The organism is Alcaligenes endophyticus (assembly GCF_026344035.1).
In the GTDB taxonomy this organism is placed as follows: domain Bacteria; phylum Pseudomonadota; class Gammaproteobacteria; order Burkholderiales; family Burkholderiaceae_B; genus Alcaligenes; species Alcaligenes endophyticus.
In genome coordinates, this window is record NZ_JAPKND010000003.1 from 317,707 (window position 1) to 342,190 (window position 24,484).

Annotated in this window: 21 protein-coding genes; 16 read left to right on the forward strand and 5 right to left on the reverse strand. The window is 51.8% G+C overall.

The window, feature by feature from the left end:
* Nucleotides 1-38 precede the first annotated feature (38 nt).
* The 3 genes from clcA to OSH01_RS08050 form a co-directional block, all read right to left on the reverse strand.
* A complete protein-coding gene (gene clcA / locus OSH01_RS08040) occupies nucleotides 39-1,370 on the reverse strand; it encodes a H(+)/Cl(-) exchange transporter ClcA (RefSeq protein WP_266123565.1) in 1,332 nt (443 codons plus the stop codon).
* Nucleotides 1,371-1,457: 87 nt separating this feature from the next.
* The gene (locus OSH01_RS08045) at nucleotides 1,458-2,936 is read right to left on the reverse strand and encodes an amino acid permease (protein WP_266123566.1); all 1,479 of its coding nucleotides are present in this window, start codon (nucleotides 2,934-2,936) and stop codon (nucleotides 1,458-1,460) included.
* A gap of 162 nt (nucleotides 2,937-3,098) precedes the next feature.
* On the reverse strand, nucleotides 3,099-3,809 hold the full coding sequence (locus OSH01_RS08050) for an ion channel (RefSeq protein ID WP_266123567.1): 711 nt from the start codon (nucleotides 3,807-3,809) through the stop codon (nucleotides 3,099-3,101).
* Nucleotides 3,810-4,150: 341 nt separating this feature from the next.
* Between OSH01_RS08050 and OSH01_RS08055 the strand changes: the two genes are divergently transcribed.
* The 6 genes from OSH01_RS08055 to OSH01_RS08080 all read left to right on the forward strand — a co-directional run bounded on the left by OSH01_RS08055 (nucleotide 4,151) and on the right by OSH01_RS08080 (nucleotide 10,114).
* Nucleotides 4,151-5,398, forward strand: coding sequence for a branched-chain amino acid ABC transporter substrate-binding protein (locus tag OSH01_RS08055; protein ID WP_266123568.1), 1,248 nt, complete (start codon nucleotides 4,151-4,153; stop codon nucleotides 5,396-5,398).
* Nucleotides 5,399-5,474: 76 nt separating this feature from the next.
* Nucleotides 5,475-6,416 carry a branched-chain amino acid ABC transporter permease gene (locus OSH01_RS08060; RefSeq protein ID WP_266123569.1) on the forward strand — a complete coding sequence of 314 codons (942 nt, stop codon included), beginning with the start codon at nucleotides 5,475-5,477 and terminating at the stop codon, nucleotides 6,414-6,416.
* A gap of 3 nt (nucleotides 6,417-6,419) precedes the next feature.
* Nucleotides 6,420-7,682 carry a branched-chain amino acid ABC transporter permease gene (locus tag OSH01_RS08065; protein WP_266123570.1) on the forward strand — a complete coding sequence of 421 codons (1,263 nt, stop codon included), beginning with the start codon at nucleotides 6,420-6,422 and terminating at the stop codon, nucleotides 7,680-7,682.
* Entirely contained in the window at nucleotides 7,679-8,434 is a 756-nt protein-coding gene (locus OSH01_RS08070) for an ABC transporter ATP-binding protein (RefSeq protein WP_266123571.1), read from the forward strand. Before OSH01_RS08065 ends, OSH01_RS08070 begins: the two co-directional genes overlap by 4 nt.
* Nucleotides 8,431-9,147 (forward strand): ABC transporter ATP-binding protein, encoded by a 717-nt coding sequence (locus OSH01_RS08075; RefSeq protein ID WP_266123572.1) that lies wholly within the window; start codon nucleotides 8,431-8,433, stop codon nucleotides 9,145-9,147. Before OSH01_RS08070 ends, OSH01_RS08075 begins: the two co-directional genes overlap by 4 nt.
* 28 nt (nucleotides 9,148-9,175) lie before the next feature.
* Entirely contained in the window at nucleotides 9,176-10,114 is a 939-nt protein-coding gene (locus OSH01_RS08080) for a BKACE family enzyme (protein WP_266123573.1), read from the forward strand.
* Between the two features lie 103 nt (nucleotides 10,115-10,217).
* On the opposite strand, the gene OSH01_RS08085 is transcribed toward OSH01_RS08080, so the two are convergent.
* Complete coding sequence (locus tag OSH01_RS08085) at nucleotides 10,218-11,009, reverse strand: SDR family oxidoreductase (protein ID WP_266123574.1); 792 nt, start codon at nucleotides 11,007-11,009, stop codon at nucleotides 10,218-10,220.
* A gap of 13 nt (nucleotides 11,010-11,022) precedes the next feature.
* A complete protein-coding gene (fabG, locus tag OSH01_RS08090; protein ID WP_266123575.1) occupies nucleotides 11,023-11,763 on the reverse strand; it encodes a 3-oxoacyl-ACP reductase FabG in 741 nt (246 codons plus the stop codon).
* Nucleotides 11,764-11,918: 155 nt separating this feature from the next.
* Here fabG and OSH01_RS08095 point away from each other — a divergent pair, with 155 nt between their 5' ends.
* The 10 genes from OSH01_RS08095 to fdhE all read left to right on the forward strand — a co-directional run bounded on the left by OSH01_RS08095 (nucleotide 11,919) and on the right by fdhE (nucleotide 24,475).
* Nucleotides 11,919-12,947: an AraC family transcriptional regulator gene (locus tag OSH01_RS08095; RefSeq protein WP_266123576.1), complete on the forward strand. Its 1,029-nt coding sequence runs from the start codon at nucleotides 11,919-11,921 to the stop codon at nucleotides 12,945-12,947.
* Nucleotides 12,948-12,966: 19 nt separating this feature from the next.
* Entirely contained in the window at nucleotides 12,967-13,869 is a 903-nt protein-coding gene (locus OSH01_RS08100) for a LysR substrate-binding domain-containing protein (RefSeq protein WP_266123577.1), read from the forward strand.
* 133 nt (nucleotides 13,870-14,002) lie between these two features.
* Nucleotides 14,003-15,199: a CaiB/BaiF CoA transferase family protein gene (locus OSH01_RS08105; protein ID WP_266123578.1), complete on the forward strand. Its 1,197-nt coding sequence runs from the start codon at nucleotides 14,003-14,005 to the stop codon at nucleotides 15,197-15,199.
* Nucleotides 15,196-16,143, forward strand: a complete 948-nt coding sequence (locus tag OSH01_RS08110; RefSeq protein ID WP_266123579.1) for a hydroxymethylglutaryl-CoA lyase — start codon at nucleotides 15,196-15,198, stop codon at nucleotides 16,141-16,143. Before OSH01_RS08105 ends, OSH01_RS08110 begins: the two co-directional genes overlap by 4 nt.
* 116 nt (nucleotides 16,144-16,259) lie before the next feature.
* Nucleotides 16,260-17,252 (forward strand): Bug family tripartite tricarboxylate transporter substrate binding protein, encoded by a 993-nt coding sequence (locus OSH01_RS08115; RefSeq protein ID WP_376918067.1) that lies wholly within the window; start codon nucleotides 16,260-16,262, stop codon nucleotides 17,250-17,252.
* Nucleotides 17,253-17,470: 218 nt separating this feature from the next.
* Nucleotides 17,471-18,505 carry a selenide, water dikinase SelD gene (gene selD / locus OSH01_RS08120; RefSeq protein WP_266123580.1) on the forward strand — a complete coding sequence of 345 codons (1,035 nt, stop codon included), beginning with the start codon at nucleotides 17,471-17,473 and terminating at the stop codon, nucleotides 18,503-18,505.
* 336 nt (nucleotides 18,506-18,841) lie between these two features.
* Complete coding sequence (gene fdnG / locus OSH01_RS08125) at nucleotides 18,842-21,910, forward strand: formate dehydrogenase-N subunit alpha (protein WP_266123581.1); 3,069 nt, start codon at nucleotides 18,842-18,844, stop codon at nucleotides 21,908-21,910.
* A gap of 3 nt (nucleotides 21,911-21,913) precedes the next feature.
* Nucleotides 21,914-22,831, forward strand: a complete 918-nt coding sequence (gene fdxH / locus OSH01_RS08130) for a formate dehydrogenase subunit beta (protein WP_266123582.1) — start codon at nucleotides 21,914-21,916, stop codon at nucleotides 22,829-22,831.
* Nucleotides 22,824-23,477: a formate dehydrogenase subunit gamma gene (locus tag OSH01_RS08135; RefSeq protein WP_266123583.1), complete on the forward strand. Its 654-nt coding sequence runs from the start codon at nucleotides 22,824-22,826 to the stop codon at nucleotides 23,475-23,477. Before fdxH ends, OSH01_RS08135 begins: the two co-directional genes overlap by 8 nt.
* 71 nt (nucleotides 23,478-23,548) lie before the next feature.
* A complete protein-coding gene (gene fdhE, locus OSH01_RS08140) occupies nucleotides 23,549-24,475 on the forward strand; it encodes a formate dehydrogenase accessory protein FdhE (protein WP_266123584.1) in 927 nt (308 codons plus the stop codon).
* Nucleotides 24,476-24,484 lie beyond the last annotated feature (9 nt).

Consider the following 24,484-nt stretch of genomic DNA (forward strand, 5'->3'; position numbering starts at 1 on the left):
CGTTCAGCTTGCTGCGCCATAAAGAACCCAAAAGGTGGCTAGCCGTGGTTATCGTCCTGGGGAACGGATTGGCCTGCGAGGCGCAGCGTACGTTCTAATAGCAACTCATAGATGGGGCGCCCCCCGCATGAGGAAGCGACCACACTGGCGGTCATGGCACATAAAAAACTGGGCACCGCCAAGCTGTAGGCACCTGTTAGCTCTACAATTAACACCACGCCCACCATAGGGGCGCGTATGGTGCTGGAAAACAACCCAGCCATACCTGCCACTGCTAGCGCGACTAAAAGGTCGGGCGACAAGGGCAAGAAAAGCATCAGCAGTTTGCCAAAAAACACACTAAATACGACCGCAATAGCTAAAATGGGTGCAAAAATACCTGCTGGAGTACCGGCGGCATAACTGGCTACCGTCATGACCAAACGCACGATCGCCAACAAGCCTAATAGCCCCAAAGACAAAGGGTGATGCACCAAGCGCTCAACCAGCGACTCCCCTCCCCCCGTGGCATCAGGTAGCCAAAGCACCATAGGGCCTATGCATAAGCCCAACAGTAACGGCCACAAATAGGCAGAGTATCGGACGCTGATCTGTTGGGCATAATCTAAGCTAGTTAGCACAAGGCGGTTAAAAAACACCCCCATCACGCCCAGCACGACACCTAACAGCACAAAGATAGGAAAAACGACTAATTCGGGGGCGGTGGCGGACATGGCCATGAATGGGGTTGGCCCCAACAAGGCCACCGTCGTGAGCACACTGGCCCCACTGGCTAAGATGACCGCATAATAGGTGCGCATGCTATACGGAAAAACACCGCGAGCCTCCTCGATGACAAATAACACCGAAGCTACGGGGGCATTGAAGGCGGCGGTTAACCCCGCCGCTGCTCCTGCCCCTAATAAAGCACGGGCCTCTGATACCGCCATCGTGACGCGCTGAGACAAGGCTTGGGCTATTGAGGCGCCCATGTGTATGGTGGGCCCTTCACGCCCGCCCACCAAACCAGAACCTAGTGACAATAAACCACCGAAAAATTTGACGGGTAATACGCGCTGCCAACGCACCTGACGTAAGCCTGCCATGGCCCCCTCAACCTCTTGCACGCCCGAGCCACTAGCTTCAGGAGCAAACTTACGCACCAAGAGGACAGCTAGGCACATCATGGATGCACACAAGAACGCCAAAAAAACGGCTGCAGCCACACCTTCTACACCTAAATAGCTGGGCACTTGGGGCAAATGCATTTGCATAAAACCCACGACGCGATGAAAAACCGTGCCCACTAAAGCCGTAGCAAAGCCGATCAATAAAGCAATGCCATAAAAGGCCATATCTTTCGTAACAGTTTCAGAGCGTGGTGGCGTCATAGCAAAAAAGGAAAATCAAGTGAAGGTTCACCTTAGCACGAACACATCGTTAGGGTGAAAATATCCAAGACGCCACCCGACAAGACATTATTGGCTTGACTGCCGCTGATCTAATTCAGGGAAACGCATGTCTTGATACGCTACAATCCCGCCCCCCTTAACAAGCCGATACGCCAGCCAAATCAACAAAAATAGCGGCAAGCCAATATAAGTGGCTAAAGCGCCGGCCCAATCAATTCGGTCGGTTAAAAACGCTTGATAGTTTTGCCCCAGAGTGATGAGTAAACACAGGCCAAACGCAAAGACAGGGCCAAACGGAAAAAACTTCGACAAGTAAGGTAAACGATCTACGCTACGCCCTTGCGCCACATAGCCTCGACGGAAGCGGTAATGGCTTAAGGCAATCCCTAACCAAGCAATAAACCCTGTCATTCCCGAAGTGTTTAACAACCAAATATAAACAGCCGTAGGGCTAAACACAGCGCTAATAAAACATAGCGCCGCCACAACGGTGGTAGCTAGCAGCGCATAACGCGGAACACCATTTTCAGATAAACGGCCAAAAATGCGTGGGGCTTTCCCTTCCCGCGCAAGATTAAATAACATTCGTGTGGAGGCGTACATGCCCGAGTTTCCCGCCGACAACACTGAGGTCAATACCACCGCATTCATAATGGCCGCAGCAGACAACAGACCCGCTTTTTCAAACACCAAGGTAAACGGGCTGACGCTAATATCATCTAAATCATTGCGTAGTAGTTGTGGATCGTTATAGGGAATCAATAATCCAATAATGAGAATCGCAAAGATATAGAACAAAAGAATACGCCAAAAAATGCGACGCACGGCTTTAGGGATACTGCGTGCTGGATCTTTAGACTCACCCGCTGCAATACCAATGAGCTCGGTTCCCTGGAAAGAAAATCCCACTATCATGGCCACCCCAATTAGGCTAGCAAACCCCCCAGGGAAAGGAGCATCGTCCACTGTCCAGTTTTGCAAGCCTGGCGACTCGTGCCCCTGCAAAATCCCAAATACCATCATCAAACCGATGGCTATAAATACAAGTACGGTTACTACTTTAATAGAAGCAAACCAATACTCAGCCTCGCCAAAGCCTTTGACAGAGATCATGTTTAATAAAAACATGAGTAGCAAGAAAATCGCACTCCAGACAATGCCTGGTACCTCGGGGAACCAATAGCTCATGACCAATTGCGCAGCGACTAGGTCTACCGCAATCGTCACTGCCCAGTTGTACCAATAATTCCAACCTATGGCGAAGCCAAAACCTTCGTCCACATAACGCGCGCCGTAGGTCGCAAAAGAACCGGATACGGGCATCGCGGCGGCCAACTCGCCCAAGCTGGTCATGAGAAAGTACACCATGACGCCAATAAGCATATACGCTAATAAAGCACCGCCCGGCCCGGCCTCGGCAATCGTCGCACCGGAGGCCACGAACAGCCCTGTGCCTATAGAGCCACCTATGGCAATCATGGATAGATGGCGCGGTTTAAGTTCGCGACGTAATTCTTGCGAGGAGTCTGGAGTACTAGTAGGCATAAAGATCAGGTATAGGGCATGTTGCCCGAGGTCTATGTACAGAGAAAACAGCAATCATAGCAATGGCGCGCCCAAAAAGAATAGCGCTAAGCCGCTTGATACATTTTTGCTCAGGAAGGCGTGGTAATACCACACGCCCTCAGCCCTGCCTATCTCTTTGTGTTAATCGAGGCGGGCGCGATGATTAAAGCGCTGTACCACCGAGCTGATATAAGCAGTAAAAATTGGTAAGGTGGTCATCCCTATACAGGCCAAAATGGTGGCAGAAGCCTTACCCATAGGGGTCACAGCAATAATATTAGAGCCCACCGTCGTGACGGTCATGGCTGCCCACCACAGGACATCGTAATACGTTTTTACCTGATGATTCACACCGACCTCAAAGATGTAAAAGATCAGAGTTTGAAAATAAATTAAGGCACAAAACAAAACAATGTAAGAAAAGAACAAACTATTGATGCGATTATGCGTTAGCATACCGGCCAAAATCACTAAGGCCACCCCACCACGTACAACAGGCAAGAAGCGCAGCAAATAAGCCGCTTCTGGTGATACATCAATCGCAAAATGACCAATAATGAACAGATAAGGCACCGAGAGCACAACCAGCACCAGATAACGCCAAAAAAACCGCCGTTTACTCTCTGAGCGTAGCAGTAGAACAATAAATTCCACTAAAAAATAGGCGCAGATCCAAAACTGTATCGCTAGGTATACGGAGGAGCTCATGTGGCGTCCGTACTGGAACGACTCTAAGGAAATACAGACAATGAGCACGATGGAAAAGACAATGGCCAAGACATTAAGTACTTTTTCAAGTAAATTTTGCCCATTGGCTTGCGATTCGGGACTTGCTGTGGCGATATCACTCATTACCGGAAACACTCTTTAAAAATACTACTACCCTTTCGTGTGGCAGCCGTAACGAGTATACCTTGGGCAACCATCCGCTAGAGCAGGCAATTATGCATCGCGTGCCCCACGCCCCAAAGCTCATCTGTATGAAAAGCCATTTCACTACTCGGGAAAGTCCCTAGTCGGTTTGTCCTAAAATGATTTCCTAGGGTCTGAAAATGATCTCCTGAATTTTCAAATCTACCGATAAAATTCACCTTCCACGACAGCAAAGTTGCTACCTCTTGAGCTCATCCAGATCACTCAACGCGCATGCACACCGTGTCGTTCAGCGTCGTTACTATGTCAGGAGACGTAAAATGAAATTACAACCAAGTTTGCTCAGCGCCTTACTCACAGGCCTAGTATTTGTTACTCCCGTTACCCTAGCAGCACCGGTTAAGGTGGCTATATTAGAAACCCTGTCTGGTCCGCAAGCATCCACGGGGTTAACTTACCGTGCAGCAACGCGTTATGCCATTGACAAGATCAATGAGCAGGGCGGCTGGCATGGCGAACCTTTAGAACTCGTTGAGTACGACAATCAAGGCGGCCCTGCGGGCGCTGCTGACAAACTCAGAGCCGCCATTGCAGATGGCGTACAAATCGTGGTTCAAGGAGCCTCCTCGGCCATTGGCGGACAAATTACCGAAGACGTGCGCAAACACAATTTGCGCAATCCAGGTAAAGAGCTGATTTACCTAAACGTCGGTGCCGAAGCATTAGACCTCATTGGCGACAAATGTAATTTCTATCACTTCCGTGTTGCTGGCAACGCCCCCATACGCGTACAAGCCATGGTAGCGGGAATGAAAGAAGCCGATGCCCTAGGCACCAAAGTCTATGCCATCAACCAGAACTACTCCTGGGGCCAAGACATGGAACAGGCCATTGTTGATAATGCAGCCAACGGTGGTTATGAGGTCGTTGAAAAAACCTTGCACGATGTAGGTAAAATTCAGGACTTTTCTCCTTATGTCAGCAAAATTGCCTCCAGCCAAGCACAAACAGTGATGACCGGCAACTGGGGCAACGACCTGCTGCTATTGATGAAAGCCACCCGCGCAGCGGGCTTACAAACGCGCTTTGGGACCACATATCTGGATCAGCCCGGCAATATCGCTAACGCCGGCGATTTAGCACTCGGTCACTTTGTCGTACAGGCTTTTAACCCAGAAGCAGCGGGTGACGCGGGTACAGAGTTCATCAAAGACTACGAAGCCAAAACAGGCCATGCGCCAACATTCATCGAACCCCAAACTGTGTTTGGCCTAATGATGGTGGCCGATGCGATGAAGCGCGTACAACCTGACGAGAACGGTAAGCTCAATGTGCCCGCACTGGCTTTCGAGCTAGAAAACACCACCATTGAGACACCTATGGGTACAACAAGCATGCGTGCAGAGGATCATCAAGCCTTGATGCCTATGGTCGTATCTATGGCCTCGAAAGATGCTGCTTTCAAAGCTGATGGCACCGACATCGGTTTCAAACCCGTCAAAGTTTTGTCTGCTGTAGAGGCTGCCACGCCCCCCACTGGCACCTGCAAGATGAAACGCCCTAGCTAAGCCTTAGCGTTTTATTCAAGCACGCCCCTGAGCGACTGGTTCGGGGGCCAGCAGCCAATTCATTTAGGAAATACAAATGGATCATCTTGTCATATCCCTGTTGAATGGCGTCATCTATGGACTGCTCCTATTCATGGTGTCAGCCGGGCTGACCCTGATATTTGGCATGATGGGCATATTAAACTTTGCCCATGCCTCGTTTTACATGCTGGGCGCTTACTTTGCTTATACCCTGCAAGACTCCTTAGGTTACTGGGGCGCTATCCTGCTTGCTCCTATCTTAGTCGGGCTCATCGGCGTACTGGTTGAGCGCTATATATTGCGCCGCGTACATCATCACGGGCACGCACACGAACTGCTGATTACTTTTGGTCTGTCTTTTATCATCGCCGAAATAATCAAACTCTTTTTTGGTAACTACCCCGTTAACTACCGCATTCCCGAAGCTTTGGACTTCTCTGCCTTTACCTTAGGTGGGTTGAGCTACCCTAGCTACCGCGTGTGGATGGGTGCTATTGCCATCCTTATGTTCATTGCGATCTATCAACTGTTGACTCGCACGCGCGTCGGCATCGTCGTTCGCTCAGCCATGTATCGCCCGCAGATGGCGCAAGCCTTAGGCCACAACGTTCCTCTGGTATTCATGGGCGTTTTTGGTGTTGGCGCTGGTCTAGCTGGACTTGCTGGCGCCGTTGCCGGTGCGTTCTACACCACGAACCCCAATATGGCCTTAGAACTAGGTGCTATGGTGTTTGTCGTGGTGGTCGTGGGCGGCCTAGGCTCGCTAGGAGGTGCCATGTTGGCCTCCCTACTGATCGGCATAGTGAGCTCGGTAGCAGTGGTCATCGACGCCTCACTGGCCGACTTATTTGCCTTGTTTGGAGCCCGCGAAGTGGCAGAAAGCTTAGGCGGCATCTTCGTGCTTAAAGTCTCTAGCTTGGCCGGTACCCTGCCCTTTGCACTGATGCTCCTGATTTTGCTGATTCGCCCCAGTGGACTGATGGGTAGTAAAGGATAAGAAATGAGAATTCCCGTTTTAGTCAGTCTAGTCTTACTGGCCGCACTCGCTGCTGCGCCATGGCTGCTATCAGCCACCTTGATAAACGCCGCCATCAGCATGCTGATCGCCGCTCTCTTTGCTACCGCCTACAACCTGTTGTGCGGTCAAGCTGGGATGCTCTCTTTTGGTCATGCGGCCTATTTTGGTATCGGTGCCTTTGCCACCATCCATGCCATGAACGCTATTGCCGGAGCTGGTCTATTACCGACTCCCCTCATGCCCTTGGCGGGCGCAGTAGGCGGCTTATTAATGGGCCTGCTAGCAGGTTGGTTCGCCACCCAGCGCAGCGGAGCCTATTTCGCCATGATTACCTTGGCCATTGCCGAGCTTATACACTCCCTATCGCCCCACTTACGCGATACCTTTGGGGGAGAAGCGGGCTTATCCAGCATGCGTATGCCTGCATGGGGCTTTGACTTTGGCAGTCAGATCGAAGTCTATTACCTGACCTTGGCGTGGGTAGCAGCGTGCATTTTTTTACTATTCCTATTCACACGCACACCATTAGGACGTCTCACACTGGGACTACGTGAAAACAGCCATCGCCTACGCTTTTTAGGCTACAACGTTCACTATATTGGGGTACTCGTCTTTGCGATCTCCGGGATGTTTTCGGGCGTCGCAGGCGGCTTGCAGGTCATCAATAACGAAGCAGCTAACTATGTCGTCTTTGACCCCGCCATTTCTGCAGCGGTGGTGTTGAACACCTATATTGGTGGCGTGCATGCTTTCTTAGGCCCAGCCTTAGGCGCTGCACTGATGACATTCTTTGGTTATGCCGTCTCCGACATGACGCAATCTTGGTTGCTCTACCAAGGCTTACTCTTTGTCTTGGTCATGATGTTCATGCCCACCGGTTTAAGCGGTTTAGTCATTCATAGCGTGCGCTACACCCAGCAACATGGCGCAGTGGCTTTCAGCAAATTGCTCGTTGTCTACGCCATCGCTGTCGCCTCGCTAAGCGCCGGCATCGTCCTATTAACTGAATTGACTGGCCGTGTGTTTTCTCAAGATTATAAGTTCTTGGCCCAAGCGGCAGGCCCAGCGGGCGCTCCACCCATTCAACTCTTCCAACATGAATGGCATCCCAGCGCCTGGAGCACATGGTTAATTCCAGCCGCGGCCATTGTGTTGGGTATCGTGTTGTGGCGTTGTGCCCAAGGCATCAGTGCCCGTCAAGCTGACCGTACACAAATGCTTCAAGAATCAAGGAGCGCGTCATGAGCCAAGCCATTCTGAGCCTCAAGGATCTGCGTAAATCATTTGGCCCGACTGAGATTATCCGTGGCGTCACCCTAGATATCGCCGCGCAAGAAAGGCACGCCATCATTGGCCCGAACGGCGCGGGGAAGTCCACGCTGTTTCACTTGATTTCCGGCAACATCCCCGCCACATCCGGTGATGTACAGCTTAACCAGCAATCGATTTTAGGTAAAACCCCCCAAGCTATTAACCGCCTAGGCCTAGCTCGTTCTTTTCAGATTACGAATATTTTCCCCCGCCTCACGGTATTTGAAAATATTCGTCTAGCGGTCATGCGTAGCTACGGCTTGCAGTTCTGCTTCTGGCGTTTTGCGGACAAGCAGAAAAAAGTTACGCTGCAAAGCGAACAATTGCTCGAGCTCGTCCGCTTATCCGAACGTGCTAGCACTATCGCAGGTGAAATGTCTTACTCCGAGCAGCGTTCCCTGGAAATTGCCATGACGCTCGCCTCCGACCCTAAGATTATTCTTTTAGACGAGCCTATGGCGGGTATGTCCAAAGAAGAAACCGAATACACGATGGGGCTGATCAAAGAGGTCACCATAGGCCGCGCTTTACTTATCGTCGAACATGACATGGAAGTGGTTTTTTCCTTAAGCGATCGAGTCAGCGTGTTGGTATATGGTCAACTTATTGCCACGGGCACCCCCGCTGAAATTCGTGCCAATGCGGCAGTAAAAGAAGCCTACCTGGGCGAAGAGGTACAAGCATGAGCCAGGACATTTTACTAAAAGTCGATAATGTTCACGCCCACTATGACAAAAGCCATGTACTCCATGGGGTGTCGTTAGAAGTCGCTAAAGGCGAAACCATTAGCTTGATTGGCCGTAACGGCTCAGGCCGCTCGACCACATTAAAAGCAATTATGGGCTTACTACCCCCTAGCAGCGGCTCCGTGCAGTTAAATGGACGCGAACTGGCTGGACGGCCCGCGTACGAAATTTGTCGTGCTGGCATTGCTTATGTACCCGAAGAGCGTGAGGTGTTTGCCAACCTTACGGTGGAAGAAAACTTGCGCATGGGCGAACAAGCGGGTGTGGACGGGACTCACAAGTGGTCGCTACAAGACATGTTCGATTATTTTCCTCGCTTAAAGGAGCGTCGCAATACCTACGCAGGCAGCTTATCGGGCGGCGAGCAACAAATGCTCACGATGTGCCGCTCATTGTTGGGCAATCCGCAACTCATCTTGATTGACGAGCCCACTGAGGGCCTGGCACCCATGATCGTAGCGGCAGTAGGTGAATGCATCCAAGACATCCATCGCAAAGGTGTGGCAGTCATTTTAGTAGAGCAAAAGCTAGCCATCGCTCTCAAAGTATCCAGTCGTATGTATGTGATGGGACAAGGCTGCATTGTGTATGAGGGCAGCCCCCATGAAATCGTCAATAACGAACAACTGCTAGCCGATTGGCTGGCCGTCTAACCCTTTTACTGGCCAAAATGTTAACGCTATGAAATCACGTCGCGATAAAGTCATTATTACCTGCGCCATTACTGGCGGGGTACACACCCCCAGTATGTCACCCTACCTGCCTTTAACGCCAGAACAAATCGCTTCTGAAGCGATTGCAGCCAGCCAAGCCGGGGCAGCCATTCTACACCTGCACGCCCGCGACCCTAAGGACGGCAGCCCCACTCCCGATCCAGCGATTTACCAGCAATTCGTACCCACCATCAAAGCGGCGTGCGATAGCATCATTAATATCACGACCGGCGGTAGCACGCGCATGTCGCTCGCTGAGCGTCTGGCTTATCCATTAGTGGCACAGCCAGAAATGTGCTCGCTCAATATGGGGTCAATGAATTTCTCGATTCACCCTTTGGCAGAGAAAATCGATGACTGGAAGTATGAGTGGGAAAAGCCATATATCCAGAATATGGAAGATCTTATCTTCCGCAATACCTTCCGCGACATCAAAGAGGTTATCCAAACCTTAGGAGCCAACGGTACCCGTTTTGAATTTGAATGCTATGACGTAGGTCATTTGTACAACTTAGCGCACTTCGTCAAAGAGGGCGTGATTGAAGGGCCGCTCTTTATTCAGTGCGTACTGGGCGTCTTAGGCGGTGTCGGTGCCGACCCCGAAAACCTGATTCACATGCGTGAAACAGCCGATCGTCTCTTTGGGCGCGATGGCTACCGTTTCTCTGTATTGGGTGCTGGTCGTCACCAAATGCCTTTAGCCACCATGGCAGCGATTATGGGCGGTAACGTACGCGTAGGTTTAGAGGACAGTCTATTCCTGAATCGCGGGGAGCTTGCTTGCTCTAACGCTGAGCAAGTCACTAAAATTCGCCACATACTGGAGGAGCTGTCTTTGGATATCGCCACCCCAGATGAAGCTCGCGCAATGCTTGGCCTGAAAGGGGCTGACGCCACCGCGATCTAACACACGCGCACAATAGGCATCAGCCCAAAGACCAAAGACTAAAATGCCCACCTTAATACGGTGGGCATTTTTTATCGAATACTAAGGCGATGAAGTCCAGGGCCTACAAATACTCAACGTTCGCATCCACGCTAATTGCTTGCCCGGTAACATTCACCGCAGCAGGTGAAGACAAGTACAACACGCTTGCTGCCACATCCTCAGCGGTAACCATACGCCGCAAAGAAATTTTCTCTACATACTGGGCCTGCATTTGCTCGGTGGTAATGCCTAATGCATCAGCACGCGCTGCAATCACACGACTCATGCGCTCACCTTCCACCACGCCGGGCAAAATCGCATTCACCCGTACATTGTCGGGCCCCAGCTCATTCGCTAGGGATTTCATCAAACCAATAACCGCCCATTTAGTTGCAGCATAAGGGGTGCGAAACGGATACGCTAAACGCCCCGCCACGGATGACATCACCACCACATGCGGATTCTGGCGGGATTGCTTTAAATGCGGAACGGCTTTACGCAAAAAGTAGAACTGACTATTCAAGTTGGTGCTAACAGTTTGTTCCCACGCTTGCTCGGTCAAACTTTCTACTGCTCCCGTAGGGCCGGCAATCCCTGCATTATTAATCAAAACATCCAGTCCGCCTAGACGGGCCACCCCCTGCTCTACGACCTGATCGACCTCCGTAGCTTGGCTGACATCGGCTCGTATCCCCTCTACGCCAGGTAGTTCTTGCCGAATTTTTGCCAACGCAGATTCATCAATATCACATACAAAAACCTGAGCACCAACTTCGTGAAAGCCCTGCGCAATAACACGGCCTATGCCCGCCGCCCCACCACTAATCAGCACCCGTAAACCAGCGGGCGGTAACAAACGATCAGCAATTTTCATTATCATTCCTTGCTTATAAACTGAGCCCGCCGGTCACTTCAATCACGGCGCCATTAATATAACTTGCCTCATCACTGGCCAAAAATGCATACGTGTTCGCAATTTCTTCTGGCTGGCCTAAACGGCGTAACGGCACTTGCGCACGCATTTTTTCCATAACGGTATCTGGGATGGTGGACAAGATAGGCGTCTCGACAAAGCCGGGCGCCACCGCATTAACCCGTATGCCCTTAGGCCCTAGCTCTCGACTCCACGTTTTGGTAAAACCGATAACGCCGAATTTAGTGGCGGCGTAGTTGGTTTGACCAAAATTGCCATAAATTCCCACTACCGAGCTGGCATTCAAAATCACGCCAGCTCCTTGCGACAACATCGTGGGCAACACTGCCTGAGCCACATGAAAAACACCGCGCAAGTTGACATCAATCACCGTGTCAAACTGTTCCAGGGTCATTTTTTCCAAACGCGCATCTTGGGTTATACCCGCATTATTCACCAGTACATCGACACGACCAAAGCGGGCCACAACGTCAGCAACCACCTTTTCGACGGCGGCGCGATCGGTCACATCTAAGGTGTAGCCCGCGGCTTGTGCTCCCGCCTGTTTACATGCCTGTAAACTTTGCTCCACTGAGTCAGCGCGGCGATCGCAAACTATTACCACCGCCCCTTCTAGGGCGAATTTTTTTGCAGTGGCGGCTCCGATGCCTTGGCCAGCTCCTGTAACAATCGCTACTTTATTTTGTAATCTCATGATTTTCGTGCGTTCCATTTGTGCTGCGACCAACGTGCGGCCTGGCAACATAAGCGTTGAATTTATTGCTTTACAAATAAGAGCTTACCGATATTTTAGCACTCTGGTAAGATCTTTATAGGACAGATAAAGATCAATATAGGCGAAGTGACCTTATGCGCAGTAAAACTCCTTTATATAACGAACGCATCCATGCTCCCTACAAAATAGCCGCGCTCGTGGAAGTGCTGGCAGAGCAAGGTATTACACCGGATATGAGCCTCAAAAACACGGGTATTTCCCCCACCCAGCTTCACGATGCCTCGGCCCTAACCTCTGTTCAGCAGTACGTCACCGTATGCGACAACGCCTTGCACTTGGGGGCCCTCCCTTCCACTCCTTTTGAGACAGGCTCAAGACTGCATCTGTCGGCCTATGGAATGTACGGCTACGCCTTAATGTCTTGTCTGTACATGCGCGATTACTTTCGACTAGGCGTTAAGTTTCACTCCTTGGCCACCCCTACCTTAACGATTGAGTGGAGTGAGCGTGATGGGCGTGCCGTGTGGACGTTTCCTGACGAGCTACTTTTTCACGACTCACGAGAAATTCGTCGCTTTTTGCTGGAACAACAATTCACCCAACACGTCACTCACTTACAAGACGTATTTGGACGGCCTTGCCCCCCTCTTATTGCCTATTTTTCTCATCCGGCACCGCTGTATGCTGACTTATACCAGCAATACTTGGGCTGCCCTTGCGTATTCGAGCACCCTCAGTCCGAGCTCCATTATGACGGCGTCATTCTTAATCAACGCCCACATTTGGCTCATCAGCTTTCTGCGGCAGTACTGCAACAAACGTGCGACCTGTTAGTCGATCAAGCTAGGGTCTATAAGGGCATGGCAGGAGAAGTCTATCAACGCTTACTGAAACGCCCTGGAGTATTCCCCGACATGGACGACATAGCCGCTCAGTTAGGCATTACCGCCCGCACCTTACGCCGCAGGCTACAAGCTGAAAACACCTCATTTTCTGCTATCTTGGACGATATCCGCTCTTCCTTAGCCTCAGAATATTTAAAAACGACTCAGATGAACACTGATGACATAAGCCTACTGCTTGGCTTTACCGAGCCTACCAACTTTCGCCGCGCCTTTAAACGTTGGACGGGCAAAACCACGAGCCAATACCGCCAAAACTAATACACCACACGCCTCTACTATGAATCTCGCTCGCTTCGATCTTATTACGCTCGCCCTCTTTCTCGCCGTCGCTCGCGGTGGCAGTATTTCGGCTGGCGCCCGCAGCATGCATTTAGCAATTGGCGCTGCCAGCAAGCGTATTTCAGACTTAGAAACCACCTTAGGAACGGAACTGTTTTACCGTCACTCTGCCGGGGTGGAGATGACCGAAGCGGGACAAACATGCCTGCAACATGCCTTGCGCATTCTGAACGAGGTCGAACAACTCGAAGTAGCACTTTCTGACTATACGCGTGGAGTCAGAGGGGAGATCAGGCTCGCCGCCAACACCTCCGCCATCACCCAGTTTTTATCCCAAGACTTGGCTGTCTTTATGCGCGAGCATCCCGCTATACAAGTGAACCTTAAAGAGGAAAATAGTCACACTATTGTTAAAGCCGTACAAGACAATCAGGCTGATATCGGCATATTTGCTGACCGCACCCCTTGTGATGGCTTATATACCTGCCACTATCGTAGCGACAACCTAGTCCTTATCGTGCCCCCCGGGCATCCCTTGTATCAACGCAAGCATATCTCTTTTAACGAAACCCTGGATTTTGACTATGTCGGTCTCAGCTCACGCACTTCCTTAGCCTTGCGCCTAGAAGAAGAAAGCCAGCGCCAGGGCAAACCGCTTAAGCTGCGCATACAGGTACGCGGGTTTGACTCCATCTGCCGCCTTGCATTGGCCACCAACAGCATAGGGGTTTTACCTAGGCTAGCCGTTCAGCCATTCTCCCAAACCCTACAGTTAGCCCTCGTCCCCTTGCAAGACGAATGGGCCCACCGAAATCTACTCATTGGGGCCCGAGACCCTGATCAACTCTCGGCCGCAAGCAAACTATTACTAGAACATTTGCGCGTTTCAGAACCCCGTTAAAGCCCTTTTTTCTCCTTAGCGCTTTCGTAAAATACGAAAGCGGTTATGAAAACTTGGTCATTCCTCGCCTGTGCTTTGCTGTGCCACACTGAATTATCTCGATTTCTCAGTTACTTGCTGGCAAGAGGCATATATGTCCAAACAGATTTTATCTGGCATTAAAGTTCTAGAACTAGGTCAGTTAATCGCTGGGCCGTTTGCAGCCAAGACCTTGGCTGACTTTGGCGCCACCATCATCAAAATAGAGCCACCCGGCTTAGGCGATCCCTTGCGTAAGTGGCGCCTGCTGCACGAAGGCACCTCTGTATGGTGGGAAGCTCAATCACGCGGCAAACACTCGGTATGCATAGACCTGCGCCAAAAAGAAGGCCAGGATATTGTGCGCCAACTCGCCAGCCAGGCCGATGTACTGATTGAGAACTTCCGTCCAGGCACCATGGAAAAGTGGGGCCTATCTTGGGAGAAGCTTCACGCTGCCAACCCTAAGCTGATCATGCTGCGCGTATCAGGCTATGGCCAAACAGGCCCACGCAGCCAAGAACCTGGCTTTGCCGCTATCGCGGAGGCCATGGGCGGATTACGTTATCTTAATGGGAACCCAGGCCAAGCACCGGTACGCGCTGGCTTATCCCTTGGCGATACGCTAGCGGGCTTACACGGAGCCTTGGGAGTATTGCTGGCCTTGTATCAGCGCGACGCACGCGGCGGCTTGGGCCAAATGATTGATGTGTCTTTATTTGAAAGCATCTTTAATCTAACCGAAAGCCTCCTGCCCGAATACTCTGTATTTAAAGCCATTCGTGAGCCCGCAGGCGCTTCCCTACCTGGGATCGCACCGTCCAATGCCTACCAATGCAATACAGGTGAATACATCTTAATTGCTGGCAATGGTGATGCTATTTTTCAGCGTTTAATGCACGCCATCGGCAGAGCAGATCTAGCTGCCGACCCGGAACTAGCACACAATCACGGCCGCGCGCTGCGCGTAGCAGAGCTGGACGAAGCCATTGGCGCCTGGACCAGCGCTCGTCATCCCGATGAAATTTTGCACGCTATGCACGCCGCGCAAGTGCCTGCCGGTCGTATTTACTCGGTACGCGACATTGCTGAAGACCCCCACTATCGAGCGCGCCAAGCCATCGCCACAGTCACCGCCGCCAGCGGCCTAGAAGTGGAGATGCCCAATATCATGCCTTTGTTATCCGACACCCCGGGCGCTATTCAGTCGCGTGCCCCATTATTAGGTGAGCACACCATCAGCACACTGCAAGCCGCAGGCGTCGATGCCAGCGTCATTGAACAACTACAAGAAAAGGGCATCATTGCATGAAAATCGGCGCCGACAACATAGAAATTAACGAGGTTGCTCCACGCGACGGGCTACAAATTGAACCGCAGCTTGTGCCAACGGCAGATAAAATTGCGTTTATAGATCAGCTTTCCACCTGTGGCTTTCGCCGTATTGAAGTCACCAGCTTTACCTCGCCTCGCGCCATCCCCGCATTGGCAGACGCCCAAGAGGTTATGCAAGGCATACGCCGCGACCCTGATGTCATCTATACCGCGCTCATTCCGAATCTCAAGGGCTTAGAGCGTGCACTAGCGGTAGGCATTGACGAGTGCAATATCGTCATGTCCTGCAGCGAAACACATAACCGTGCCAATTTGCGCATGACCCGTGCGCAATCTAAGCAGCAATTGCTCGATATTATCGAGCAGGCCCAAGCCCACAACCTGCCCTGCAATGTCTCATTATCGACGGCGTTCGGTTGCCCCTTTGAGGGCGACATCGCGCCCGAACAAGTCTTAGCCCTTAGCCAAGAGTTTATGGCTGCCGGGGCCACGGGCATCACACTGTGCGACACCACCGGCATGGCCTACCCCACCCAAGTCACACAATTATGCGCTCAGCATATAGCGCATATACCCGCCAGCGCCCTGACATTGCACTTACATAATACGCGCGGGATGGCACTGGCTAACGCTTTAGCCGGCTGGGGCGAAGGCATCACACGCTTTGACGCAGCGGCAGGTGGACTAGGCGGCTGCCCTTATGCTCCAGGCGCTAGCGGCAACGTCAGCACCGAAGAGCTGGTGCACATGTTCGAATGCATGTGGATCAACACTGGCGTGAACCTAAACCGATTGCTGGATATTGTGAAAGATCTACCCGCCTTAGTACAGCGCCCCTTAAGCTCCCCCTTGCTCACTGCCGGTACTCGCTTACAGACACACCCGGCTCCTGCCTGGTTAGCCGAGCATTTTGCTGCATAAGCCAGTTTTGTCATAACACGCTCAACCCAAGGGCGCGCCCGTTTCAACGCGTTTGTTTACTTCGTTCTTCGCTGACGACTCAGCACACTATTCATACACAAAAAAGGAGATATGCTGTGTACACCCCTAAAAATTTAACAGCACGACTATTCGCCAGCTCTCTCATAGTGGGCTGCCTAGGCTTACTGGGCACGGCCGCCCAAGCCAATGACTTCCCCAATCGACCTATTAATCTGTACGTGTCGGCAGCGCCAGGCGGCACCACCGATATTGCAGCCCGCATGATTGCAGAACCACTCGCCCGCGCCCTAGGCACCAGCGTTATCGTTGACAATCGTCCTGGTGGATCAGGTGGAGTCGCCGCTCAACAAGTCAGTCGTGCGCCCGCCGACGGCTATACCTTGTTGTTTCAATATTCAGGCTTTCAAGTTATTAGCCCTTTATTATTGAAAAACCAAAACTGGGACCCAGTAAGCAGCTTTTCCCCTGTGGCTAATGTACTGTCTGCCCCGCAACTGTTAGTCGTACGCTCTACGCTGCCTTACAAAACCCTAGAGGAACTGGTTAATTCGGACGCGGCAAAGAAAGGAGAACTCAACTACGCCTCCTCGGGTGTGGGTTCGCTTCAGCACGTCGCCACCGAACTTTTTAACCAAATGGCTGAAACCCAGCTGTTTCACATTCCCTATAACGGCACAGGCCCTGCGCTGAACGACTTGATGGGGGGCGCTGTAGATCTCACCATGACTACGCCACCACCACTGTTGCCCCATATTCAAAACGGTAACCTCACCCCCTTGGTCGTCACCGGTCCTAAACGCTTAGACTCATTGCCTGATGTCCCCACGGCGTCTGAGGCCGGCTATCCCGAGCTGGAGATCTCTTCCTGGTTCGCCATGTATGCACCAGCGGGCACTCCTGCTGATGTAGTGAATAAAATAGCAGCAGAAGTCGAAAAAATTACGCAAACAGCTGAGTTTCAAGAAAAAGCGCAGTCTCTAGGCGCCTATCCCAGCTTCCAAGGTCCAGCAGAATTAGGGGAGTACACCAAAGCAGAACTTTCCCGTTGGGGCAAAGTCATTGAGGCTGCCCAAATTGAAATGCCTTAAAGTTGTACCGTCTAAGTTAGACTGATCACAGCAGGGGGACTTTATAGTCCCCCTGCTGTGTCTTGCTTATGGGGCAGGTGCTGTCCCGCCCGAGCCCGTTTGATGAACATTAAACCCCGCTATACTGTTAAGTGAGGTCCACCAAGCTGCGCACGCCTGCCATCCGTAGGCGTGAGCGGTCTGGGCCCCCTTTCCATCCCGTACTGAGTAGAAATTCTATGACGACACCTATACGACTTACCCAATATAGTCACGGCGCAGGTTGCGGCTGCAAAATTTCCCCAAAAGTGTTAGATATCATTCTGGCGGGTAGCGGAGCGCAAAATCTTGACCCCCATCTTTGGGTGGGGAATACCTCAAAAGATGATGCGGCAGTTTATGGCTTGAGTGACGAGTTAGGTGTCGTCTCCACGACAGATTTTTTCATGCCCATCGTCGATGACCCCTACGACTTTGGCCGCATTGCTGCCACCAATGCAATTAGCGACATCTACGCAATGGGCGGAAAGCCTATCATGGCCATTGCCATCTTGGGCTGGCCCATTAACGTACTTCCACCTGAAGTGGCACGCGAAGTCGTACGAGGGGGTCGCGCCGCTTGTGACGCCGCAGGCATCACTTTAGCGGGTGGTCACTCCATTGATGCGCCCGAACCCATATTTGGCCTAGCGGTCACGGGCGTGGTCAGTCAACAGCATATGAAGCGCAACGACACAGCAACCCCAGGATGCCAGTTGTTTCTCACCAAGCCATTAGGCATAGGCATACTTACCACAGCAGAAAAGAAAGGCAAATTACGTCCGGAAGATGCTCACCTAGCCCGCGACTGGATGTGTACCCTTAACTCTATAGGCACCCACCTAGGGCAACTACCCGAGGTCACGGCCATGACCGATGTCACCGGTTTTGGTTTATTGGGACACCTCGTCGAAATGGCAGATGGCAGCGGCTTAACGGCACGCCTTCACGCAGACAACGTCCCCCTGCTGCCTGGCATCGCCCACTACGTCGAGCAAGACTGTATACCCGGCGGCACGCACCGCAACTATGACAGCTATGGTGAGCGCATTGGCGCATTAAGCCCTACACAAAAAAACATCTTGTGTGACCCACAAACCAGTGGTGGTTTGCTCGTAGCCGTCGCCCCCGAAGGCGTGACTGAGTTTCTACAAACCACCCAAAAACTAGGTTTAGCATTACAGCCCATAGGGGAATTAGTTCCCTCTGAAGCCCATGCCGTTGTGATCGTTTAAGGTCTACCAAGATCCTCTGCAGTGACTAAAACGAACAATTTTGTATACAGAAAATATGGCTACACAGCTGCGTTATAATTGACGTAACTAAAGATAGTGCGCTGTTGCCTAACCTCGGCACTTATCAGGAGCACTTGGGGAAACTCCTTAAACATTACCCATGCAAAAGCATTGTTAATGTTAATAATCTCTGACAAAGTTCCTTATACAGCGCACAAAAAGCCGCCACTATAATGGGTGGAAAATGTATTCTTTCTTAAACACAGCGGATCCTCGCCTATCCGGCCAGTATCCACCCCTTGATTTACCAATATCACTCACCCATTGGAGAGCCTCATGGTCAACATGAATCGGCGCCAATTCTTCAAAGTGACGGGGGCTTCGCTAGCAAGCTCCAGCATGGTGTTGCTTGGCGCAGCGCCTACCCCCGCCATGGCGGAAGTCAGACAATATAAGCTGACCCGCATGACAGAAACGCGCAATACCTGTCCTTATTGTTCAGTCGCCTGTGGCGTACTGCTGTACTCCCGCGGCGATGGCGGTAAAAATGCCGTAGCAAGTGTCGTACACATCGAAGGGGATTCCGATCACCCCGTGAATCGCGGCACGCTCTGCCCTAAAGGCGCTGGCTTAGTCGATTTTATCCATAGCCCAAACCGCCTACACTTTCCTGAGTACCGCGCGCCAGGCTCTGACAAATGGCAGCGTATTTCATGGGACGACGCTTTCAAACGTATTGCTCGCCTAATGAAAGACGACCGCGACGCTAACTTTGAAACCACCGCCAGCGATGGCAGCACGGTTAATCGGTGGCTCACAACCGGTATGTTGGCTGCTTCAGCCAGTAGTAACGAAGTTGGCTACGTTACTCACAAAGTAATACGCAGTTTTGGAATGCTAGGATTCGACAACCAAGCTCGTGTCTGACACGGCCCTACGGTGGCAGGTCTTGCCCCAACATTTGGCCGCGGTGCGATGACGAACCATTGGGTCGACATTAAAAACGCAGACATTATCTTGATCATGGGCGGTAACGCAGCAGAAGCGCACCCCTGTGGCTTTAAATGGGTAACCGAAGCCAAGGCACATAATAATGCCAAGCTTATCGTTGTAGACCCACGCTTTACACGCTCGGCGTCCGTGGCGGACTTCTACGCGCCTATACGCACGGGTACCGACATCACCTTTTTAGGTGGGGTCATTAAATACCTGCTCGACAACGATAAAATTCAGCACGAATATGTCAGAAACTATACTGACATGTCATTCATCGTGCGCGACGACTTCGACTTCGAAGAAGGCTTATATTCAGGCTATAACGAAGAAAAGCGTAGCTACGACAAAACATCCTGGGATTACGAGCTAGGTGAAGACGGTTACGTCCGTACTGACCCCAGCCTGCAACATCCCCGTACGGTATATCAGCTCTTGCGCAAGCATTACGAGCGTTACACACCAGAAATGGTGACACGCGTCTGTGGCACGCCTACCGACAAGTTCCTGAAAGTCTGCGAGATGCTAGCCTCTACCGCCTCGCCTGATCGTGCCGGAACAATTCTGTACGCGCTGGGCTGGACTCAGCATAGTATTGGCTCGCAAATCATCCGCACCGGTGCCATGGTGCAGTTGCTACTTGGCAATATAGGTATTGCCGGTGGTGGTATGAACGCCTTACGAGGGCACTCGAACATTCAAGGTCTTACCGACCTTGGGCTAATGACCAACCTGCTGCCCGGCTACATGACCTTGCCCAATCAAGCTGAGCAAGACTTTGACAATTACATCAAAGCCCGTGCGCCTCAGCCTATGCGGCCCAATCAGCTAAGCTACTGGCGCAACTATAAAAAATTCCACGTCAGCTTCATGAAAGCATGGTGGGGCGACGCAGCCACTGAAGACAATAACTGGGCATTTGAATACCTGCCTAAGCTCGATAAGCCCTATGACATGCTGCAAATGTATGAGCTCATGCACCAAGGCAAAGTCAACGGCTATATTTGTCAAGGCTTTAACCCCTTAGCTGCCGCGCCCTACAAAAAGAAACTGATCGATAGCTTCTCTAAGTTGAAGTACATGGTCATTATGGATCCACTCGTCACCGATACCTCGGAGTTCTGGCGTAACTATGGTGAGCATAACGATGTAGATAGCGCATCTATCCAGACCGAGGTCTTCCGCTTACCCACCACCTGCTTTGCCGAAGAAGAAGGCGCCCTGGTGAACTCGGGACGCTGGTTGCAATGGCATTGGAAAGCAGCTGAACCACCGGGCGAAGCCAAAAGTGATATTGAAATCATGGGGACACTGTTTACCCACATGCGCGATCTTTATCGCGATGAAGGCGGCGCATTCCCAGATCCTATCGTCAACTTATCTTGGCCTTACTCCAACCCCAACGATCCTACCGCGATGGAGTTGGCCAAAGAGTATTCCGGCCGCGCTCTTTCCGACCTACGCGACGCCAACGGTAATATCACTCGCCGCAAGGGGGAGCAACTGGATGGCTTTGCCGAATTACGTGATGACGGCAGTACGCTAAGCGGATGCTGGATTTACGCTGGGGCCTGGACCGAAAAAGGTAACCTCATGGCCCGTCGTGATAACAGCGACCCCACTGGCATTGGGCAATCCTTAAACTGGTCTTGGGCTTGGCCTGCCAACCGTCGTGTACTGTATAACCGAGCCTCATGTGACGTACAAGGCAAACCCTTTGATGCCCGTCGTCAATTGATTGCCTGGGATGGCGCACGTTGGACGGGCGCGGACATTCCTGACTACAAGGCGGATGAGGACCCCAACCTAGGGATGGGCCCTTTCATCATGAACCCCGAAGGGGTGGCTCGCTTCTTTGCGCGCAAAGGGATGGCAGAAGGTCCATTCCCAGAGCATTACGAGCCCTTTGAAACTCCGCTGGCCTACAACCCGCTTAGCCCAGACAATCAGCATGCGCTCAACAACCCTGCAGCACGCGTATTTCCTGATGACTTAGCCTCCATGGGTAAGCCCAGCGAATTCCCGTACGTAGGCACGACGTATCGCTTAACCGAGCATTTTCACTACTGGACCAAAAACGTCAGGCTCAATGCCATTTTGCAGCCTCAACAGTTTGTGGAAATTGGTGCCGACTTGGCCGATGAGCTTAATATTGCGGGCGGTGACACCGTTAAAGTGTCCTCCAATCGTGGGTATATTAAAGCCAAGGCAGTGGTTACTAAGCGGCTTAAACAGCTCAACATTGACGGCAAACCAGTCCATCACGTGGGCATACCTATTCACTGGGGGTTCGTCGGCATTGCTAAGCCTGGCTTCTTAGCCAACACATTAACCCCACCGGTGGGTGACGGAAACTCTCAAACGCCCGAGTTCAAGTCATTTCTGGTTAAGGTTGAAAAGGTTCAGGAGTAAGTCATGGCACTACAATCTTTGGATATTAAAAGACGCTCCGCTACCACTACCCCCTCCCCCAGCGTACGTATGCCTGTGGGTGGGGATGTTGCCAAGCTGATCGATACCAGCAAGTGCATAGGTTGCAAAGCCTGTCAGGTTGCTTGTATGGAGTGGAATGACACTCGTGATGAAATCGGTGAAAACATCGGGGTGTACGACAACCCCGCTGACATGACCGATAAATCATGGACTGTCATGCGCTTTGCGGAGTATGAAAACCCTGCTGGCGACTTGGAATGGTTAATCCGTAAAGATGGCTGTATGCACTGCGAGGATCCAGGTTGCTTAAAAGCCTGTCCATCGCCAGGGGCCATTATTCAATACACCAACGGTATCGTCGATTTTCACGAAGAAAACTGTATTGGTTGCGGATACTGCATAACGGGCTGCCCCTTCGACGTTCCACGCATTTCCGATCAGGACAAAAAAGCCTACAAGTGCACCTTATGCTCTGATCGCGTGGCAGTAGGCCAAGAGCCTGCCTGCGTCAAAACCTGTCCAACTGGTGCCATTGTTTTCGGCACCAAGGATGATATGAAGCAACACGCCTCCGAGCGTATTGCCGACTTGCAATCCCGAGGTTTTGAAAATGCGGGGCTGTATGACCCAGCCGGTGTGGGGGGAACACATGTCATGTATGTTCTGCATCACGCTGACAAACCCGAGCTATATAGCGATCTGCCTAAAGATCCCACTATCAGCCCGATGGTAACTTTGTGGAAAGGCGTAGCCAAACCACTGGGTATTGCCGCCATGGCCATGACAGCTTTATTTGGCTTTTTCCACTACATACGCACAGGTCCAAACGAAGTTAACGCCGACGATGAGCGCGCTGCTGATGAGGAAGCTCGCAAAAAAGAGGAGGCACACCATGAGTGAAACGAAACGTGAAAAAATGATCCAGCGTTACACCGCCAGTCAGCGGATTAACCACTGGATCATTGCTGGTACCTTTATTTTGCTAACGCTATCCGGCTTAGCATTATTCCATCCGGCATTTTTCTTTCTTAGTCACGTACTAGGAGGGGGCCCGTGGACGCGCATTTTGCACCCGTTTATCGGGGTCATCATGTTTGTCTGCTTTTTCATCTTTGCCGCACGCATGCTAAAACACAATATGTTTGCTCGCGGTGATCTGGCGTGGTTACTCGGTTTCAAAGACACCTTGGCTGGTCGGGACGACCACCTGCCCCCTGCTGGGCGTTATAACGCAGGGCAGAAAGTCTTGTTCTGGGGGCTACTGCTGCTAATGCTGGGTTTACTGGCCAGCGGCATCGTCATGTGGCGTGAGTTCTTCTCGGCTTACTTTCCCATTTGGGCTTTACGGCTGGCGTCGATGCTGCATGCCCTGTTCGCCTTACTGATGATTTGTGCCATTATTGTTCATATCTATGCGGGCATCTGGACCAAAGGCTCTATTAAGGCCATGACTCGCGGGACGGTCAGCCCAGGTTGGGCATGGAAACACCACCGTACTTGGTATCGTGAATGGCTGCGCAAACAGCCCTCACAACCCCCTAAGTAAATCGATACGGGCGGCCCTTAACGGGCCGCCACTTACTCCATACAAGCCTCGTTATTTTTCAGGAGTCTCCGTTGCCCCGTATTCTGCCCCGTGGTGAAATCGAAGGCCTAGACCACACCAGTATTCCGCGTCTACGCCTACCCAATCCTCATTCTATTTTTAAAGAGCGTGGCCAGCGCTTGCTCCACCTGGCTGCTGATCACCCCGCTCAAACCTATCTGCAACTAATGGCCGAGCTCAGTGCTGCTCAACACCAGACCCTGCAAACGTTAAGTAGCCCTGTCATTGATGAGCAGCATATTGCTCATGCCTTGCAACATGGCATGCCTCCACTTCTTAGCTCCGCCTGGCAACGCGACCCTAACTGGCAAAAAATAATGGCCACTCTGCTGCAGACACTGGCTAGTTCTAACACCGTACCCACTGCGGCTCAAGAGATCGCAGCACAACTGCTGCACCAACTCAAGCATGAGCCTGAGGTGATCGAAGCGCTGGCCGATGCCGTACTAACCCAGCAGTTAGCCCGCGGCGACAGTGGTAAGGCGGCTTTTATCATGGCCGCGCTGCAAGTCTACTGGACGCACTTGGCCAGCGCACTGAGCCACGAGCACATCCCTCTGAACACCCCCTTTGGCGTTTGCCCCTGTTGCGGCAGCTTGCCCGTATCCAGCATAGTACGGGTAGGGGGCAGCGCAGATGGATGTCGATATTTATCCTGCCCACGCTGCTCCGTCGAGTGGCATGTGGTACGCGTCACCTGCACACACTGTGAAAGCACCGATGGTATTTTTTACCACGGTATTGAAGATGGCCCCGCTGGCATCAAGGCCGAGTCTTGTGATAGTTGCCATACCTATAGAAAAATTTTCTATCAAAAAGATCAATTACATGTGGACCCCGTGGCTGACGACCTAGCCAGCTTAGCCTTAGATATGTTGATGGGCGAAGCCGGGTATGAGCGCAGTAGCGGTAACCCATTACTATGGCAAGAGCCTTAAATTGTGCTA

Bases quoted from the DNA above. Each gene is read 5' to 3' on its own strand.
- OSH01_RS08060 (WP_266123569.1), top strand. From the start codon at position 5,475: ATGGATCATCTTGTCATATCCCTGTTGAATGGCGTCATCTATGGACTG.
- OSH01_RS08105 (WP_266123578.1), top strand. From the start codon at position 14,003: ATGTCCAAACAGATTTTATCTGGCATTAAAGTTCTAGAACTAGGTCAG.
- OSH01_RS08100 (WP_266123577.1), top strand. From the start codon at position 12,967: ATGAATCTCGCTCGCTTCGATCTTATTACGCTCGCCCTCTTTCTCGCC.
- OSH01_RS08050 (WP_266123567.1), bottom strand. From the start codon at position 3,809: ATGAGTGATATCGCCACAGCAAGTCCCGAATCGCAAGCCAATGGGCAA.
- OSH01_RS08055 (WP_266123568.1), top strand. From the start codon at position 4,151: ATGAAATTACAACCAAGTTTGCTCAGCGCCTTACTCACAGGCCTAGTA.
- OSH01_RS08080 (WP_266123573.1), top strand. From the start codon at position 9,176: ATGAAATCACGTCGCGATAAAGTCATTATTACCTGCGCCATTACTGGC.
- OSH01_RS08095 (WP_266123576.1), top strand. From the start codon at position 11,919: ATGCGCAGTAAAACTCCTTTATATAACGAACGCATCCATGCTCCCTAC.
- OSH01_RS08065 (WP_266123570.1), top strand. From the start codon at position 6,420: ATGAGAATTCCCGTTTTAGTCAGTCTAGTCTTACTGGCCGCACTCGCT.
- OSH01_RS08070 (WP_266123571.1), top strand. From the start codon at position 7,679: ATGAGCCAAGCCATTCTGAGCCTCAAGGATCTGCGTAAATCATTTGGC.
- selD (WP_266123580.1), top strand. From the start codon at position 17,471: ATGACGACACCTATACGACTTACCCAATATAGTCACGGCGCAGGTTGC.
- OSH01_RS08075 (WP_266123572.1), top strand. From the start codon at position 8,431: ATGAGCCAGGACATTTTACTAAAAGTCGATAATGTTCACGCCCACTAT.
- OSH01_RS08110 (WP_266123579.1), top strand. From the start codon at position 15,196: ATGAAAATCGGCGCCGACAACATAGAAATTAACGAGGTTGCTCCACGC.
- clcA (WP_266123565.1), bottom strand. From the start codon at position 1,370: ATGACGCCACCACGCTCTGAAACTGTTACGAAAGATATGGCCTTTTAT.
- OSH01_RS08085 (WP_266123574.1), bottom strand. From the start codon at position 11,009: ATGAAAATTGCTGATCGTTTGTTACCGCCCGCTGGTTTACGGGTGCTG.
- fdxH (WP_266123582.1), top strand. From the start codon at position 21,914: ATGGCACTACAATCTTTGGATATTAAAAGACGCTCCGCTACCACTACC.
- fabG (WP_266123575.1), bottom strand. From the start codon at position 11,763: ATGAGATTACAAAATAAAGTAGCGATTGTTACAGGAGCTGGCCAAGGC.
- OSH01_RS08135 (WP_266123583.1), top strand. From the start codon at position 22,824: ATGAGTGAAACGAAACGTGAAAAAATGATCCAGCGTTACACCGCCAGT.
- OSH01_RS08045 (WP_266123566.1), bottom strand. From the start codon at position 2,936: ATGCCTACTAGTACTCCAGACTCCTCGCAAGAATTACGTCGCGAACTT.